Below are 16230 nucleotides of genomic sequence, written 5' to 3' on the forward strand. Positions count from 1 at the left end.
TTCCTTCCGTCAACAAGTAGTGGAGCTGGCGCCGTCCGAAGGCGGCTTTATGCGTTCACGAGCAGGGTTTTGCCGGCGAACCAGGCGGTGATGCGCTGGTTGATCGCTTCTTCGGACAGCTCGGGCAGGATGCGGTGCTCGGCAACGAGGTCGTACAAGCGGTCCATCGGTTCGCGCGGGTCGGCCTTCTTCGCTTTCGCGTCGTTCTTGAGCACGTCCCAGACGTTCAGCACGAACTCGCGGTGGTCGATGTCCTGCTTGCCGAAGAAGTGATGCAGGCGTTCAACGTCCTCCAGGAATTCGCCGCCGAAACGATTCGAAGCGTCTCCGCGAAGCAAGGCGATCTCCGCCTCGTACATCGGACGCTGCGTTTTGTCCTCTTGGCCGATCCAAGGCGTCTCGAGAATGAACGGACGGCCCTTGAGCGCCTCGTGGTGCACGAAGTTGCGGATCGCGTCGTGGCCGATCCAGCCCGCGCCGATCGGGGCATGGCGGTCTTTGCCGGCGCCGCGCGGGTTTTTGCTGTCGTTGATGTGGACGACGGCGACGCGGTCCAGGCCGACGATGCGGTCGAATTGGCTCAATACGCCGTCGGCATCGTTGATGAGATCATAGCCGGCATCGTGCATGTGGCAGGTATCCATGCAGACCGTGAGACGGTCGTTCGAGCCGACTTTATCGATGATGGACGCGATTTCCTCGAAGCTGCGGCCGATTTCCGTGCCTTTGCCGGCCATCGTTTCGAGCGCGATGTTGACGTTCGTTTCTTTCGTGCCGTTCAGCACTTCGTTCAAGCCCTCCGCGATCCGGGCGATGCCGTATTCGGCGTCTTTGTCCGTGTACGCGCCGGGATGCAGCACGATATTGCGTACGCCGATCGCGTCCGTGCGGCGAATCTCCTCTTGCAGGAATCTCACGGCCAGCTCGAACGTGTCGTCTTTATAGGAACCGAGATTAATGATGTAGGGAGCATGCACGACGATCTCGTCGATTCCCGCTTCGCTCATCGCTGCTTTGCCTTCGGGAATGTAGAGATCCTCCATCGGCTTGCGGCGCGTGTTCTGCGGAGCGCCGGTATAGATCATGAACGTGCTGGAGCCGTAAGTGACAGCCTCTTTCGCTGCGGTAAGCAGCCCTTTATCGGAAAATGAAACATGCGAACCGATTTTCAACATGGACGATTTTTCGCTCCTTTCGTTTATACGAGGGAAGCCTGCCGCTCGCAGGTCCTAGTAAAACGCTTGTCCTTCCTATTTTACAAGGAATGGCGAAATAAATCTAGGTTCCGAAATTTGCCCTCTGTTGCGGGATATGCGGCGCATGGCTTATAATAAGTTACGATTTGCCGATATTTAACGGCATACTGCGCTGCAAGAGGTGAGGATAAACGATGGCTCCGAATTGGTTCATGTATTTTATCGTGTTTTGGGCCGTGGTCATGATCGTGTTCATGTCGATCGGCGGTTATTTCATGTTCCGCAAATTTCTCAAAGTCCTTCCCATGCGGGACGGCAAGTCCAAGCTCGATTGGCAAAACTATTGGGTGGATCGCAGTCGCGGCATGTGGCCGGAGGACTCCAAGGAATTTCTCGAGAAGCTCGTGGCGCCGGTGCCGAGCGCGTTTCGCGATATCGCGCGCCATTCCATCGCGGCCAAGATCGCGCAAGTCGCGGTTGAAGGCGGATCGCCGGAAGTGCTGCGCAACCACTGCATCGAAGGATACATACGCGCAACGCCGAAGCGCGACTACCGCAGCTTGGTTACGTTCCTGGAGCGGGAGCAGATCGATTATTCGCCTTATGCGCATCTTCTGAATAAATAAGCCGCCTTCTCGGGCGGCTTTTGTTGTACCATGGTGGTAATTGAAAGAAGGAGGGATCGGCATGAAAATCGCCGTAACCGGAGGAACGGGCTATGTCGGAAGCCTGCTGGTCGACGCGCTGCTTGCGCGGGGAGACGAAGTCATGGTGATTTCGCGCTCCGGAGGGCAGCGTCAGCTCAAGCCGAGGCTGCAGTACCTTGCTTGGGGACAGCTAGCGGAGTCGCCTTCCTCCCTCGAAGGGTTCGATGCGATCGTGAATCTTGCCGGGGAATCCATTAACAGGCGCTGGAACGCGGCAGGCAAGCAAGCGATCCTTCAGTCCAGGCTCGATGCCGCCATGGCGATCGAGAAAGCCGCAGCAGCCCTGAAACAGAAGCCCCGCGTAGTCGTGAATGCCTCCGGCATCTCGATTTACGGAACGGATGCCAGCCGGGCGCACGATGAAGGAAGCGCCGTTCGGGGCACGGATTATCTTGCTTCCGTCGTGGAACAGTGGGAGGCCGCCGCGGACCGCATCCCCGCCGAACGGCTCGTGAAGCTGCGCATCGGCCTCGTGCTCGGCATGAAGGGCGGCGCTTTTCCGAAGATGCTGCTTCCCTACCGGCTGTTCGCAGGAGGCCGGATCGGAAGCGGACGACAGTGGATCCCGTGGATCCATGAAGACGACATGACAAGGCTGATCCTATTCTGCCTCGACAATCCGGCGATCGAAGGTCCGGTCAACGCCTGCGCGCCGGAGCCTTTGACGAACGACGACTTCGGCCGCGCCGTCGGCGCCGCGGCCGGAAGGCCGCATTGGTTGCCGCTGCCAGCTTTCGTACTGAAAACCGCGCTCGGCGAGCTCTCCTTCCTGCTCTTGGAAGGCTCAAGAGCCGTCCCCCGCAAAAGCGTTGAGCTCGGCTTCTCGTTCCGTTACCCGAAGGCAAGCGCCGCCATGCGTCAGCTGCTCGGCCGCGAGTAAGGTTCGAATAGCTCGGGAGATTTCTCGTCATGACGACCTTCGGCGGCTCGCCCCTCGCCCTGCCTGATCGCAGGGCTCAATCAACCTGCGCGGAAAACGTACACCGGCCCCTGCTCGCCGGCCAGTTGCAGCTGATCGGTATCCGCGAGCGGATAGGATTTGTACGGGACCATGGTGCTGCCATTCAGGGTGCTGCCGTTGCGCGAACCCATGTCTTTCACGGACCAACGGCCTTCGCTGGCGAGCAGCTCGACATGCGCCCTGGAGATCCCAGAAGCCTGATCGATGTAATGGACGCCTTCATTGGAACGGCCGATGATAAAATGAAGCTGCTCCAATCTGATTTTCTCCGCCTCGCCCTCGGCTTGGCGCTCCAGCCAAGGCAGCCGTCCGGCGGTGCCGGCGACGGACGGCTCCTTGACCTCTTGGCCGAGCAGAACCGTAGCGTCGCTTGCAGCAGCACGGGAGTATGTCGAAGCTTTATTTGGCGATGCTGCGGCCGGCGGCAGCAATTCCCGCTCCCGCGGTTCTTGCTCTTGACTATTGGGGGCAGCCGGTTTCCCGGGAACTTGCGCCGAATGCATCGAACCTTTACCGAACTGGATCGAATTCGGCACGAAGGCGTCTTCCGGGGACCACGCCTGTTCATCCCTCCAGCTTTTGCTTTCATCGGGCTCCTCGCGGTTCTTTTTTATGCGCTTCATCAAGAGCAGCGCCCCCGCTCCGGTCAACAGCGTCAACGCGGCGCAGATGAAGAGGTTTGTTCGCGAAGGAGCAGACAGGTACAGAAAACGCCATATGACCGCCGCCGCTAGAATCCATCCCGCCCCGATTATCCACCCCGTTCTGCCGTTTCCGCCCTCGGCTTCTTTCGGAAGTTCGGTCAACGGAATATCGGTATCCCGAGTGCGATCGCTGGCGCCGATGCTCCAGACGGCGTCCACCGGCATGCTTTCATTCGCGTTCACCGATATGGCCGAGAATTCGGTTGCGGGCTTTTCGAATCTCGCCTTTTCTTCTCTCGGCTTCTCTACTTTCTTGTCCTGAACAGGCTGAATGACGGCGGCAGTTTTCGTCCCGTAAGCGTCGTCCGTGCTGCTGTTTGCAGCCAATCCGGCTCTGTAGCCCTCGCCGAGGAGCTTAAGCAGCGCTTGTCTCAACCGCTCCCATGAAACGAACTCGCCGCGCAAATGCTGGAAGACCTGCTGCAAGCCCAAGCCGTCCGGCTCTTCGACCGCGCCAACCCAGCGAATCGCCATCGCCAGCACCGCTTCGCCCGCGGAGGATACCATCCGCTTATCCCTGAGGGGAACATAGGCAAGAACGGCATCGTCCCAGTTATCGCCGATAAAGATGTACTGCTCGTGCAGCAAGAAGCATTCCCCGCGAAGCATATAATGCCTGCTGTCATCCAAAGCTTCGACGACAGCCAGCAGCAGCGTATAAAATTGAAACATCGTCATCTGCTGGGTCTGCAGCCGGTGCATCAACATGCGTTTGCCGCCCAACGGATATCGAAACGTGATGCCGCCGTCGATGTCGATCCACTCGATGGGCAGCAGCTTCGGAATCCGCTGGCCCTGCAGCATTTGAACTTCGATGCCGTCAAGCTCGTCCCGCCTTATGCCGGACTTCATGTCCACGATCATTTCATGGCCGCGTTTCATGGCAAAATCGACCTGAAGCTCGTCCAAAACCATCGTATATCCCTCCTTTACGATTACAAAGGCGCTATCATGAACCATGCCGTGACGGCTCCCGGCAAGACCGCGATCATGAATGGAAACCGCAGGCTTCCCGAATTCGCGAAACTTGCCTCCCAGGCCTGCAGCCTGGATTCCGCCACGATGACCGATACCGCTCCGAACAACAGCCGCCTGCCGAACGACCGGTTGAACAGCAAGGTAACGGCACCCATCAGCCCGCCGTATAAGATAGCGTACATCATCACCTGCAGCACGTCCTCCATCCCGAGAATCGCGCCCAGGGCCGCAAAAAACTTCACGTCTCCTGCTCCGATTCCTTTCAACAGGTAGAGCAGGAGGAGCGGAACCAAGCCCGCGGCCGCGCCGGCCAATGCATGCAAGCCGCCTGCTACGCCGCCGGCAATGACATGATAAGAAATCCCGGCGGCGAGAAATCCGACATTCAGCTTGTTCGATATCGTCATGGATTTGATATCGCTTATAAAAGCCGCCCCGATAAACAAAGCCGCCATGATCTCCGTAATCCAGCTATCCATTCGAAACTTCCGTCCTCCCTGGTTTCTTCTGCACGACGAAATGCCTCGCGGCCGAAACGCCGTCGCTAGCCGTGACGACGATCTCCCAAGTGCCCGGCGTGGTGTTTCCGGATACCAGCCACGTCCATTCCGCCAGCCCCTCTTGGTCCGTTACGGTATCGCCCAGATGTTTGGCGACGCTATGGCCGCTTTTATAAATCACTTGGATGGACAAGCTTCGGCCCGGCGTCGTTTTTACGACCACGCGCGCTTTGTTTCCGGGACGGACCGGCGACGGTTCGATCGTCACGATTTGAATCGGCGCGTGCTCGGAATCCGCGCCGGCATCGCCCCTTGGCGCCGGAACGGGATCTGGCGTCCATACCCGCTCTTCCGCTTGTTCTCTAAGGACGATCGTCTTCTTCGTAAACGGAAAACCGAGCCGAAACGAATATTCCGCTTCGATCATGAGCGATAAATCGCTTTTGTTCTTCAAGTCCGGCAGCGATAGCTTGGAGAGGCGAACCCGCTCCGGGTCCAGCACGGCCGCGTCCGCTTCTCGGCGGAGCATCGGTTCGATGATGGGCCGGCCGACCGTTGCCGCCGCCGTATCCTGTATCGTTTTCCAATCCCCTTTCAGGGCCGCGGCCAGCAATGGACCGGACGGAGCAGGCAGCCAATCTTCAAGCTTGTCCGCCAGAAAGCGGACGGCAGGCAGCGGCTCGTCCCGCATAGAAGCGGTGCCGGCTGCGCCCGAGGGCGAGGAATCCGCTTCCTGTTGGACGCCGCCGTTGGGTGAATCCGTACCATCGCCAACCGAGGGAGAATCCTTGCCGTTCTCGCCGGATGACCCCAATTCGGATTCGGGTTGGTCCTCGCCTCCGGAACTGCCGTCAATAACGGCGAGCTCGATCGGGTGGATATTCGCCGCAGCTTGCCGAACCGTCTGGGAGACGGCGCCGTGAAGCGCCATCTGCGCCGCGTTCATTTTAATCAGGCAAATGAAGAAGAGGATCACCATGAGCACGACCGGAAGCACCAGGCTCGCTTCCAGCGCGATGCTCCCGGACTCTCCGCTTCTTTTACCCGTAAGAGGTGCCGATCGTTTGCGTTTTCTCATAACGGCCGTCCTTTACCTTTCCGCTCAGAATGCCCGTCGCCGTAAAGCTTCTCATCAACCCCGGCAGGAACCATAAATTGACCGAGGACGTCATTTCGCCGGACAATCCCGTCGCGATATTCGATAAATCCGTGCCCGTATTATGTTCGATGACGGCGATGATTCTGGCTTTCCGTGACTGGCCGCCGCTGCCGTGCAGGATGAGGAAGACGCGCAGATAATCCGCGTACGTCAATTCGGCGGGAACGTACTTCGACAGCTGCACCTTCCCGCTTTCCGCTAACGTGGCCATATCCGCGATCGCTTTCTCAAGACCGTACAGCACGGCCGCGGACAGCACGAGCAAGGGATTTCCGAGCGCTTTGCATGCGATCAAGCCTTCCATCGTCCTGATCGCAAGCCGTGCCGCGAAGATCTCGCCGAAGGCGGCCGCGACATTGGCTCCCGGTTCATGAAGTCCGTACAGGATGTATTCGACCTCCTGGTTCTCGAGCGTCAACGATTTCGAAAAGTCTTCTTGATTGCCGCCGGTAACGATCCCGCGCAGTTGCTTGGGGTCGAAGCTGTTAAAGCGATGCACCACGTATTCGTTGATGTAAAGCGGATCGCGTATGCCTTCCAGCAAATCGGCCATTCCGCCGAACATCGAACCCATGGAAGTCATGGCGGATTCGGCTTCGTCGCCGGGGTCCTCCGACTGCCGGGGATCATCGGCGGATTCGCCGTCATCATGGGCAGCCTGATTGAATTGCAGGTTATCCGCCGCCAGCCGTTTCACGTCCTCGAAAGCTTTTTTCTGCTCCTCGTGCTCCCCGCCCGACGTCATCCCGCCGATCATCGCCTTCACTTGACCCCATTTGGACTTCGCCGCAGCTTCATTGGATTTCCGTTCCGCGTCTTGGGATTGCCGCCGCTGAAGCTCGTCCTGCCTCGCCCGAATAACCGTTCCCGGATCGACATAGCGCTGCGAATAAGCTTGATAAGCTCCGTTCAAGCTCGTCCATGCCTGATTGAGCGCCGGGGCTGAGCCAGGAGATGAGACGGCGGAAAGCATCGTCGCTTGGAAAGCTGCCGCTTCGTCGGCGACATGCCGAAAACCGGAAAGCTGATCGTTCAACTCCTGCCGATAGTCCGCGAACCAATCCGCGTTTATGACCAAACCATCCGCGGACGCCCGGGTATCGCCGAATTGCGAAAGCTCCTCCGGCGTCATCGACGACGCTTCCTGTCCGGCAACGTGCGTGCCGGCAAGACTGTCGAAGCCGCTGCCGGCTTGATCATCCCGCGAGCGCGCGACCGCGGCGGCAATCGAAGCATTCAGTTGCTCCGCCGCTTGAAGCTCGGACAACGCCTGGGTCAGATCCGCGTCGAGCCGCGCCTGTTCTTCGAAGGCGCTTGTCTTCAATGCAGCAGCTTCGCTCTGCGCCCGGCTTCGATACGCCGCGATTTCTGCCGCATGCGCGGGTTTTGCGCCTTCGGCGAGCGCGGCATCCGCTTGCAGCCAACTTTCGTAGGCGCCATACCCGCTGACGAGGTCCGCAGCGGATCCAAGCTTGCCCGAAAACCCGGCTAGGCGCGCCGCGCTTTGCTTTCGGAGCTCCGCGACTCGTTCCAGATGCTTCTCCCTCTCCTCGTACAGCTGCTTTATTTCTTCCAAAACGTTGACCGTCGCGGTCGCTTCCTTCATGGCGGAGCTCATGGGCGCGAACCGCGACGCGATTTCCATCGCAAAATCCACGGGCGCTTTATACTTCATTTCCTCCAATACCTGTCGCGAAAACACCGTCTGATTGCCTAATACCTCATACGAATCCACATGGGAAGCTTCGTTCCGTATCCGGAGAAGCTGAAAATCGTCGCCAGCCTCTGCTTGCCAATTATGCTCGGCTGCTTCCGCGAACAGTTGATTCCGGTCCGTCCCTCCCGCGCCGAACAACCCGTACTGCCCGTACAGCGCCTCGTCGTACGCGGACAATGCGGAACGAATGCCCGATTGCGCGGCCAGTTCGCTCTGCTTGTCGAATGCGGCGATCCTCGCGTAGTCGATCAACAACGAGGTGAGCAGCAGCATCGCCGCCGTCGAGACGACCAAGTAAAGCGATACCGCCCCGTCCTCGCGCCGCCAGAACCGTAACCGTCCTTTTTTTGCTTCGCGCTTGAAGCACGCGCGTTCCCCGAAATCGCTAGCCATGGTTCATCGCCTGCCGTTCTCCGAGGATCGCCTGCGCCTGCTTTCGTTTATCCCCGTCCATGCCGCCTTTGAACTTCCCCGCATAGTAGCGAATCAAGTCGACGTTGCGGATCAGCTCGACGGGATCGACGATAGAGGCGGAACTAGCCGAGGCCGGTTCCGAATGACCGAGGAACGTCTCCAGCGGCGGAATGGCGATCGGTTGGCGCAGCTTGACCTGCACCCGTTTCTCCAACGCCCCGTAGTCGTACCGCATCGTTCCTTGAAAAGGATTTCCAACCCGGCTCGCTTCCGCTCTCAACTTGCGTTCCGGGAGCGAGCTCCCGCTCCCCTCGTCGGCGCTTTCTCCTACCGCAATCTCCGTTCCGCCGTCCCCGCCGTTATCCGATACGAAGCCGAACAACGACTGCAAAGCCCCGTTGTCCGCCATCCGCCAATACAACCCGTCGTATCGACCGATCGGACCGATTCCGCTGACCGGGTCGCGCGCGCTGTTGTCCCAGCGAAATGCCGCACGTTCCGCGGTCTCCGAAGCGGAATGGTAGACCACTACCGTCTGGTACGAATATAGGCTCAGCATCAGAAGCGCAAGCAGCGCGATGAACAACACGGGGAAGACCATGCTCGCCTCCAACGTAAAGTTCCCTTCCTCCCGCTTGAGGAGCGCAACCAATCGGCGTCTATTCCGAGTCGAAAATGCCATTGGCCTTATCGTCCGCGCTCTTCATCAGATTGCCGAGCAGCTTGATGATCCACCCCTTGAACATAAGCGCCAAAATAATCACGACCGCGATGATGAGCACCACTTCAAGCGTGCCCAGACCTTCCTCGCCCTTCCAAAATCGCCGAGCTTCCTGTTTCCAATTACGCATCTTCATCTCTCCCTGTCATAAAATAATTCTCTACCCGCGCATCATCAGAATGGCCGGCGACGCGACCAGCACCATCAGCACGAAAAATATGCCGACCAGCGGAAAAACAAGCTTCGAGGACGCTTCCTCGCCCCGCGATCGGACGACGGCTTTCCGTTTCTCCCACAGTGAATAAGACAACTCCTTCAGCGAGAGCACCAAACGATCGCCGCCGCGCCGGTAATTCAGCAGCATCGTCGTGGTGAAGACCGATACCTCCTGCACGCCGCAGCGGCGGCTAAACACTTCCATCGCCGCCGGGAACGACTCCCCGTTGCGCACGGACTCGTTCACCTTTCGCAGCTCGAGAAGCAGCGGATGCTGCGCGTGCCTGTCGTTTCGCTCCGCGCAGCGGACCAACGCCCGCTGGAGCGTTTCCCCCGCCCCCAGCAGCAGCATCAATTTATTCAGCAGCTCCGGCAGCAGCAGCACGATATCCTGCTTGCGGCGCTCCACCTTGCCGGACACATCCTTCCATTTCGCCGCCGGAACGACGACGCCGAGCAGCAGCCCGATATAAAGCATCGCCGGCTCGCCGCTCAAGACGCCCAACCATGCGCCTCCGCACATCGCGGCATAGCCGGTTCCGAGCGATTCGGCGATAAACTCGCGGCTGGCATCGGCGGACCAGGCTTGCCCGTTCAGGATCAGAAGCTTCCCGTGCAATCCGGCCGCGAGCGGTTGAAGCCGCTCGAGCAATCCGCTTCGCAGCAGCAGCCGCAGGAAAGGACCGGAAATCCATCGGCGCTTCGGCTCTTTCCCGCCTTCTCCGGCGCGTTCGTTCTCGACGATCCCGAAGACCCATACGATCGTCAGCAGCAAACCTGCCGCCCAAGCTGCAATCATTGGCGCACGACTCCTTATAAGCGGATATTCATGATTTTGGACATAAGCACGTAGCAGAAGCCTAACAACAGCAGGGCGCCGGTAAGGAGGACATATCCGACCCCGCCGTACAGCGGGGCCATGTAGTCCGGCGCGGACAGGCTGAGAAAAGCGAGAAATACGAACGGGACCGCCATCATAATCCGGGATTCAAACCGTTTCTGGGCCACCATGACCGCAATTTCCTGCTGCACCTCCAGCTTCTCGCCGATCATCTGCGACGTACGCCGGATCACGTCCACCATATCTCCGCCTGACCGTTTGCATGTCGTGAATACGTCGGTAAATTGCGTGATGTCCTCGATGCCTGCGCGCCGGCTGAGGTCGGTCAATCCCTGCTCAAGCGGTTCGCCGAATCCCAAGCGGGCCGCCAAAATGTCGAATTCGACCAAGATTTCCGTCGCCGGACTGGGATACAGCAGTTTCAGATCCTCCTGGGCGGTCAAGAACGCGTTCTCGACGGATCGTCCGGCGGCAAGCGACGATGCGATGGCGTACAGCGCCTCTTTGAATTGCTGCGCAAGCCGGAATCTCCGCCGTTCGAGCAGAAACCCTCGATACATGCGCGGAACCGCGATGCCCATCACCGAGAGTATCAATGCCGCGGGCACCGAACGGTAAAACAGGAACGCCGCCGCGAAAACGAGTGCCCCGCCGATTATTGCCGCCGACATGAATTGCCGCCTGGTCAACCGGTAGTCCGAGTATTGCGTCAGGCTGCCGGAGGTCCGGGCACGCAATATCGCTGCCGCCGTATCCGGCCAAGCCAGCCAATCCGGCCAATCTCTCCGGGGCTTGCGGCCATTTTTTTTCACGCGCCCTCGCCTCCCACTCTTTCGCTCATTCCCGCCATCTTCAGCTTCCAAGTCCGTTGAAGTCCATCGCCGCATCGCCGCAACCCGCCAAGCACGCGCCCGTCTCGTTCTCCCTCGTCCTCGAAGCGGTACAAGGGTTGAAGGGCGACTTCTCCGTCCGCCATGCCGATGACTTCGCTGATCTCCGTCACACGGCGGCTTCGGTCGCGCAGCCTGGACAGATGCACGATAACGTCGATGGCCGACGCGATTTGCTGCCGGATCACGGCAACGGGGAGCTCGGCGCCACCGAGCGCCATCGTCTCCAGCCGCGCGATCATGTCGCGAGCGCTATTGGAATGGCCGGTCGAGAGGGATCCGTCATGGCCGGTGTTCATCGCCTGCAGCATATCGATCGCCTCGCCGCCGCGCACCTCCCCGACGATAATGCGGTTCGGCCGCATCCGAAGCGAAGCCCGTATCAGCTCGCGCATGGAAATGGCGCCCTTGCCTTCCGTATTCGCATTGCGGGTCTCCATCGATACGAGATTCGGCACGGATACGATTTGAAGCTCGGCGGCATCCTCGATCGTCACCAGCCGTTCGTCCTCCGGAATGAACTGGGACAATGCATTGAGAAACGTCGTTTTGCCGGAGCCCGTGCCGCCGCTGATGAAAATGTTGTATTTGGCTTTGACGAGCTTCTCCAGCAGGGCTGCCGCTTCGTCGGGCAACGCGCCGAGCGCGATCAGATCCTTCATCAAGAGCGGCTTTTCCGGAAATTTCCGGATCGTCATCGTCGGCCCTTTCAACGCGATCGGCGGAAGGACGATATGCACCCGGGATCCGTCCTTCAGCCGAGCGTCCACGATCGGGGAAGACTCGTTGACGACGCGATTCACGCCGGCCACGACGGATTGGATCAGATCCTCCAAGCGTTCCCTGCTCTCGAATCCGAACGGCAGCCGCGTCAGCCGGCCTGCCCGTTCGACGAAGAGCTCCTCGTGGCCGTTGATCATGATCTCGGTCACGGTCGGGTCGTCCATGAGCGGCTGCATCAGATCGAGTCCGCGAAAAGCATGAAAGAGCCGACGTACCAGCTGCACCTTCTCGCCGGCCGGAAGGGGGTGCTGGGCGCACCACTCGAATACGACGTGCTCGATTTTGGCTTTCAGCTCTTCGTCCGATATGGCGCTGTCGAGTTCAAGCTGTCCGCGGATGCGTTCTTTCAAACGCTGTACCGTTTCTTCGTTCATCTCGCCGCCTCCCTACGCGATGCCGAGCTTGCGAAGCAGCGATTCCACCGCTCCCCGGTAATGCGGGGCCATCTCGCCCGTGCCGCTCAAGGGTCCGCCGCTCGCCCATTCCTCCACACGGGGGAGAACCATGTCCACCCGGATGTTCCCGCCGCCGTAAACCGCGGGCTCGGACGGAGAACCGCCGACCTGAACGAACCTGAACTTGGACCTTTGCTCCCCGAATGCCGTCCCGTACTTCCGCTCCCCGTATTGCAGCGCCAGCTCGTTCTTCTTCAAACTCGCGGCATCCGGCGTCATGAGCCAAACCGCGACATCGCACGTTTCGAAAATCCCGATATGCAGCGCGTCCAGCCTGGTGTCCAAATCAACGGCCACGCAGCCGTAATCGCCCGTGTCCGCAATCGCCGCAAGCAGGCTCTTCGCGTGCTCGGCTCCAAGCGTCAACCGCTCTTCGGGGTTATCGCAAGGCGCGATGGAATCCATGCCTAATGTCGGATGGCGTTTGCGCAGCGCCGCTACGGCGGATGCGCCTTGATCCGGCTCCGATTGGAGCGTGTACAGCAGCTTGGCGAAATCGCCGCCCCCTCCGCCTCCATCCGTGGACAAGGAAGCATTCCATTGCTCCAAGTTCAAGTAGAACGCCGGAATCCCCGAAATGCCGGCTTGTTGGGCGAGCTGCAGGGCAAGCGTCGTTTTGCCGGTGCCGCCCGAGGCCGAATACACGGCGATGACCGCGGGTCCCTTGCCGCGAGTGGCGGGTCTGGGCAGCGTATGGCCGCTCGCGGCAAAATGAGCCGTAAACGCCTGTAGCAGCAGGGGAAGGGGCTGAAACTGCATGATTTCCGCCTCGAACCGCGACTGCCCGCGGTATTCGACAAGCGCTGCGACGGCAAGATGGTCCGGCAATTCCCCCAGCTCGTCCAGCATGGCGGGCTGAGCGGCCAGCAGATCGACGGGATATCCGCCGCGAACGAAGCCCCGCAGCGCCGCCGGGTTCGTAAAAGCCGTCAGCTGCCAGCTCTCGCCGAATGCGGCGTGACGGATGTAATCCGCCAGACGCTCGACGTATTCGCTTTCTTTGACGGCCACAATCAGATTTCGTTTGCCCATGATGAAGTTGCCACTCTCCTCCAGAATGAAAAGAACGCAAAAAAGCACCCTAACAACGCAGAATTTGCTGCGCGGTTACGGTGCTTCCGTAGCGTAAAATGTAGAATTGACCATAATTTACCACGGGCTTGCCCTTGCGTCAACTCCTTTATTTTTTAAATGTTCGCCGCTTGACCGTCGATAGACTGCCAAAAGCCCTGCTACGATCTCGTTCGAGAGGACCGCGAGGGCTTTTCCGGTGCCGTGTCATCCAAGCGCAAAAGGGTCCAGTTAATGCAGCATATTCTCGTCGCCATGACTAACTTCGTCCCCGGCAAACAGATCGAGGGGATGCGAAGCGGCATGCCTGCCGAAGAACAATTCAATCTCCCGCGCCGCGCTCGCCGCGGAGTCCGAGCCATGCACGATATTGCCCGCGATATCCATGGCGAAATCGCCTCTGATCGTCCCGGGCGATGCCTCCGCGGGATTCGTCTTCCCGATCAGGGAACGCGCATTTTCGACCGCGTGTTCGCCCTGCCAGATCATGGCGCAGACCGGCCCGGACGTCAAATAATCGACCAGCTCGCTGAAGAAGGGTTTCGTCCGCAAATCGCCGTAATGCCGTTCCGCCAAGGCGCGATCGATAGTCCGCAATTCGATTGCCGCAAGCTTGAACCCCTTTTGCTCGAATCGGACGATTACCGCGCCGACCAGTCCGCGCCTCACCCCGTCCGGCTTCACCATGACAAACGTCTGCTCTTGCTGCATCTCAAGTCTCCTTCCGTGTTAAGCCTACCTGAGCGTACTGCCCGTTATAGGACAGAAAAACGGCGCAGAGCCTTGTTAGGCCGCACCGTTCCTTCTATGCTTCAGTATTCCACGGTCAAGGCGATTTCATTCATCCGCGCGCAAGCCGACCGTTCCTTCCCGCAACGAAGCTCGGATTACGCTTCCGTCAACGCGACGAACGCATCCACGTCTTCGAGCAGCAGCGCGACGGCTTCGCGCCAGAACCCCGGCTCGTCGAGACGAACGCCAAGATGCTTCTCGGCCAGGTCTTCGACCGTCATGAGGCCCGTATCCCGCAGGAGCGCGACATAGCGGTCCGCGAACGATGAGCCTTCCTTCTTCGCGATGGCATAGATGCCGCCGCTGAACAAATACCCGAAGGTATAAGGGAAGTTATAGAACGGCACGTCCGTCAAATAGAAATGCAGCTTCGCCGCCCAAAAATGCGGATGCAGCTCGCCCAGCGCGCCGCTGAACGCTTCTTTCTGCGCCTCTTCCATCAGCTTGTTCAGCTCTTCCTGGCTCACCATGCCTTCGCGGCGTTTCTCGTAGAAACGATTCTCGAACAGGAACCGGGCGTGGATGTTCATGAAGAACGCGGCCGCATTTTGCAGCTTCTCGTCCAGGAGCGCCAGCTTCTCGTCGCGTTCGGTCGCCGCTTCCAGCGCGGAATCCGCCACGATCATTTCGGCGAACGTGGAGGCCGTCTCGGCGACGTTCATCGCGTACTCCTGCGCCAGCGGCGGCAGGTCGTTCATGACATGCTGGTGATATGCATGGCCAAGCTCGTGCGCCAGGGTCGACACATTGTCCGGCGTTCCCGAATACGTCATGAAAATCCGCGTCTGCTCGCTCTTCGGAAACGCCGTGCAGAAACCGCCGGGGCGTTTGCCGGACCGGTCTTCCGCTTCGATCCAGGCGTCCTTGAACGCCATCTCCGTAAAATCGGCCAGGTCCGGGCTGAAGGCGCCGAATTGTTCTTTGATCAAAGCCGCAGCCTCGTCATAGGAAATCTTCTTGTCCGTAGAGCCGAGCGGGGCATGGACGTCATACCAGGCCAGCTTGTCGAGGCCAAGCAGCTTCGCTTTGCGCTCGAGGTAACGCACGAGCTTCGGCTTGCCTTCCGTAACCGCCGACCACATCGCGTTCAGCGTCGCTTCGCTCATGCGGTTCATGTCCAGCGGCTCCTTCAAAATCGCGTCCCAGCCGCGTTTGCCGTATAGCTTCAAGCGGAAGCCCGAAATCCGGTTCAACGTATCCGCGCACAGATCGGCCTGCTCGCCCCAGCCCCGTTCCCATTCCTTGAACGCCGCTTCGCGCACGGCGCGGTTGCTGTTCGAGAGCCGGTTGAACATTTGTCCCGCCGACAGCCCTTTCGTCTCGCCGTTCTCCTCCGTGACTTCGAAACGCATGCGGGAGACGATCGTGTTGTAGAAATCGCCCCAGCCATGATACCCGTCGACCGCCAGCTCGCCCGCCAGCGCTTCTTGCTCCGGCGGAAGCTTCTCCCTTGCCGCCTCGCGGCGCTCGTTCAGCGCGAACGCGACCGGCGCGGCGTCGCTCGACTGCAGCCACGACTGCCAAGCGGCGTCGTCCGTCCGGAGCAGCTTCTCGTCGAAGCTCGTCAACGCGGCATTGAATTTCGCCGACATCGTCTTCACGCGATCGTTCAAGCCGCTCGCGGCCGCGTCCTTCATCTGCTGCGCCTGCAGGCAGGACACGAAGGAATCGGATTGCCGAATCCTTAGCAAAATCGATTGCACGGCGGCCGTCCAAGCGGACAGTTGCCCCGCGTCCGGAACAGCGTTCGGCGCTAGCGCCGCAAGCTCGCCCGTCAGCGCCGCGATGTCGCGCTCCATGCCGGCCAGCTCCTCAAGAAACGCGGCGGAGCTCGATCCGCCCGGATAAATCACGTCTAAGTCCCATGTCATCGGATAGTGGGTCATATTGTCCTCCTAAAAGTTTTTGCGGGCACAGCCCGCAGCCGGCGTTCCGGCGTGTCAGAGCAAAAACGGCTTCGTAAGCATACGCTTAGTTTTTGCGGGCACAGCCCGCTGCCGGTATCCGGCGAGTCCAAGCAAAAACTCCTTCGTAAGCCTACGCTTAGTTTTTGCGGGCATACCCCGCAGCCGGCGGCTGATCCGTTTTCTGCGCGTTGCGTAATGGGCTGCATCGGTGTATAACT

General features: G+C 59.6%; 15 protein-coding genes. 2 read left to right on the forward strand and 13 right to left on the reverse strand.

Annotated elements, in window-relative coordinates; all coding sequences use genetic code 11:
- Positions 1-47: 47 nt before the first annotated feature.
- A complete protein-coding gene (locus tag GT019_RS27605; RefSeq protein WP_161746678.1) occupies positions 48-1175 on the reverse strand; it encodes a deoxyribonuclease IV in 1128 nt (375 codons plus the stop codon).
- A 215-nt stretch (positions 1176-1390) separates the two neighbouring features.
- Between GT019_RS27605 and GT019_RS27610 the strand changes: the two genes are divergently transcribed.
- Both GT019_RS27610 and GT019_RS27615 read left to right on the forward strand, forming a co-directional pair.
- Positions 1391-1822 (forward strand): DUF2621 family protein, encoded by a 432-nt coding sequence (locus tag GT019_RS27610; RefSeq protein WP_161746679.1) that lies wholly within the window; start codon positions 1391-1393, stop codon positions 1820-1822.
- 61 nt (positions 1823-1883) lie between these two features.
- Entirely contained in the window at positions 1884-2783 is a 900-nt protein-coding gene (locus tag GT019_RS27615; protein ID WP_161746680.1) for a TIGR01777 family oxidoreductase, read from the forward strand.
- Between the two features lie 80 nt (positions 2784-2863).
- On the opposite strand, the gene GT019_RS27620 is transcribed toward GT019_RS27615, so the two are convergent.
- The 12 genes from GT019_RS27620 to GT019_RS27675 form a co-directional block, all read right to left on the reverse strand.
- Entirely contained in the window at positions 2864-4483 is a 1620-nt protein-coding gene (locus GT019_RS27620; protein WP_161746681.1) for a DUF6382 domain-containing protein, read from the reverse strand.
- A gap of 20 nt (positions 4484-4503) precedes the next feature.
- A complete protein-coding gene (locus GT019_RS27625) occupies positions 4504-5025 on the reverse strand; it encodes an A24 family peptidase (RefSeq protein WP_161746682.1) in 522 nt (173 codons plus the stop codon).
- Complete coding sequence (locus GT019_RS27630) at positions 5018-6124, reverse strand: TadE/TadG family type IV pilus assembly protein (protein ID WP_161746683.1); 1107 nt, start codon at positions 6122-6124, stop codon at positions 5018-5020. Before GT019_RS27630 ends, GT019_RS27625 begins: the two co-directional genes overlap by 8 nt.
- On the reverse strand, positions 6087-8315 hold the full coding sequence (locus tag GT019_RS27635; protein ID WP_161746684.1) for a hypothetical protein: 2229 nt from the start codon (positions 8313-8315) through the stop codon (positions 6087-6089). Before GT019_RS27635 ends, GT019_RS27630 begins: the two co-directional genes overlap by 38 nt.
- Positions 8308-8949: a pilus assembly protein gene (locus tag GT019_RS27640; protein WP_161746685.1), complete on the reverse strand. Its 642-nt coding sequence runs from the start codon at positions 8947-8949 to the stop codon at positions 8308-8310. Before GT019_RS27640 ends, GT019_RS27635 begins: the two co-directional genes overlap by 8 nt.
- A gap of 46 nt (positions 8950-8995) precedes the next feature.
- Positions 8996-9187, reverse strand: a complete 192-nt coding sequence (locus tag GT019_RS27645) for a Flp1 family type IVb pilin (RefSeq protein ID WP_161746686.1) — start codon at positions 9185-9187, stop codon at positions 8996-8998.
- Positions 9188-9217: 30 nt separating this feature from the next.
- On the reverse strand, positions 9218-10072 hold the full coding sequence (locus tag GT019_RS27650; protein ID WP_161746687.1) for a type II secretion system F family protein: 855 nt from the start codon (positions 10070-10072) through the stop codon (positions 9218-9220).
- Between the two features lie 14 nt (positions 10073-10086).
- On the reverse strand, positions 10087-10926 hold the full coding sequence (locus GT019_RS27655; protein WP_328804043.1) for a type II secretion system F family protein: 840 nt from the start codon (positions 10924-10926) through the stop codon (positions 10087-10089).
- Entirely contained in the window at positions 10923-12161 is a 1239-nt protein-coding gene (locus GT019_RS27660) for a CpaF family protein (protein ID WP_161746689.1), read from the reverse strand. Before GT019_RS27660 ends, GT019_RS27655 begins: the two co-directional genes overlap by 4 nt.
- Positions 12162-12173: 12 nt before the next feature.
- Entirely contained in the window at positions 12174-13274 is a 1101-nt protein-coding gene (locus GT019_RS27665) for a P-loop NTPase family protein (RefSeq protein WP_161746690.1), read from the reverse strand.
- A gap of 270 nt (positions 13275-13544) precedes the next feature.
- The gene (gene ndk / locus GT019_RS27670; RefSeq protein WP_161746691.1) at positions 13545-14024 is read right to left on the reverse strand and encodes a nucleoside-diphosphate kinase; all 480 of its coding nucleotides are present in this window, start codon (positions 14022-14024) and stop codon (positions 13545-13547) included.
- Between the two features lie 176 nt (positions 14025-14200).
- A complete protein-coding gene (locus tag GT019_RS27675) occupies positions 14201-15991 on the reverse strand; it encodes a M3 family oligoendopeptidase (RefSeq protein ID WP_161746692.1) in 1791 nt (596 codons plus the stop codon).
- Positions 15992-16230 lie beyond the last annotated feature (239 nt).

The organism is Paenibacillus glycinis, from assembly GCF_009909185.1.
Classification (GTDB): domain Bacteria; phylum Bacillota; class Bacilli; order Paenibacillales; family Paenibacillaceae; genus Paenibacillus_Z; species Paenibacillus_Z glycinis.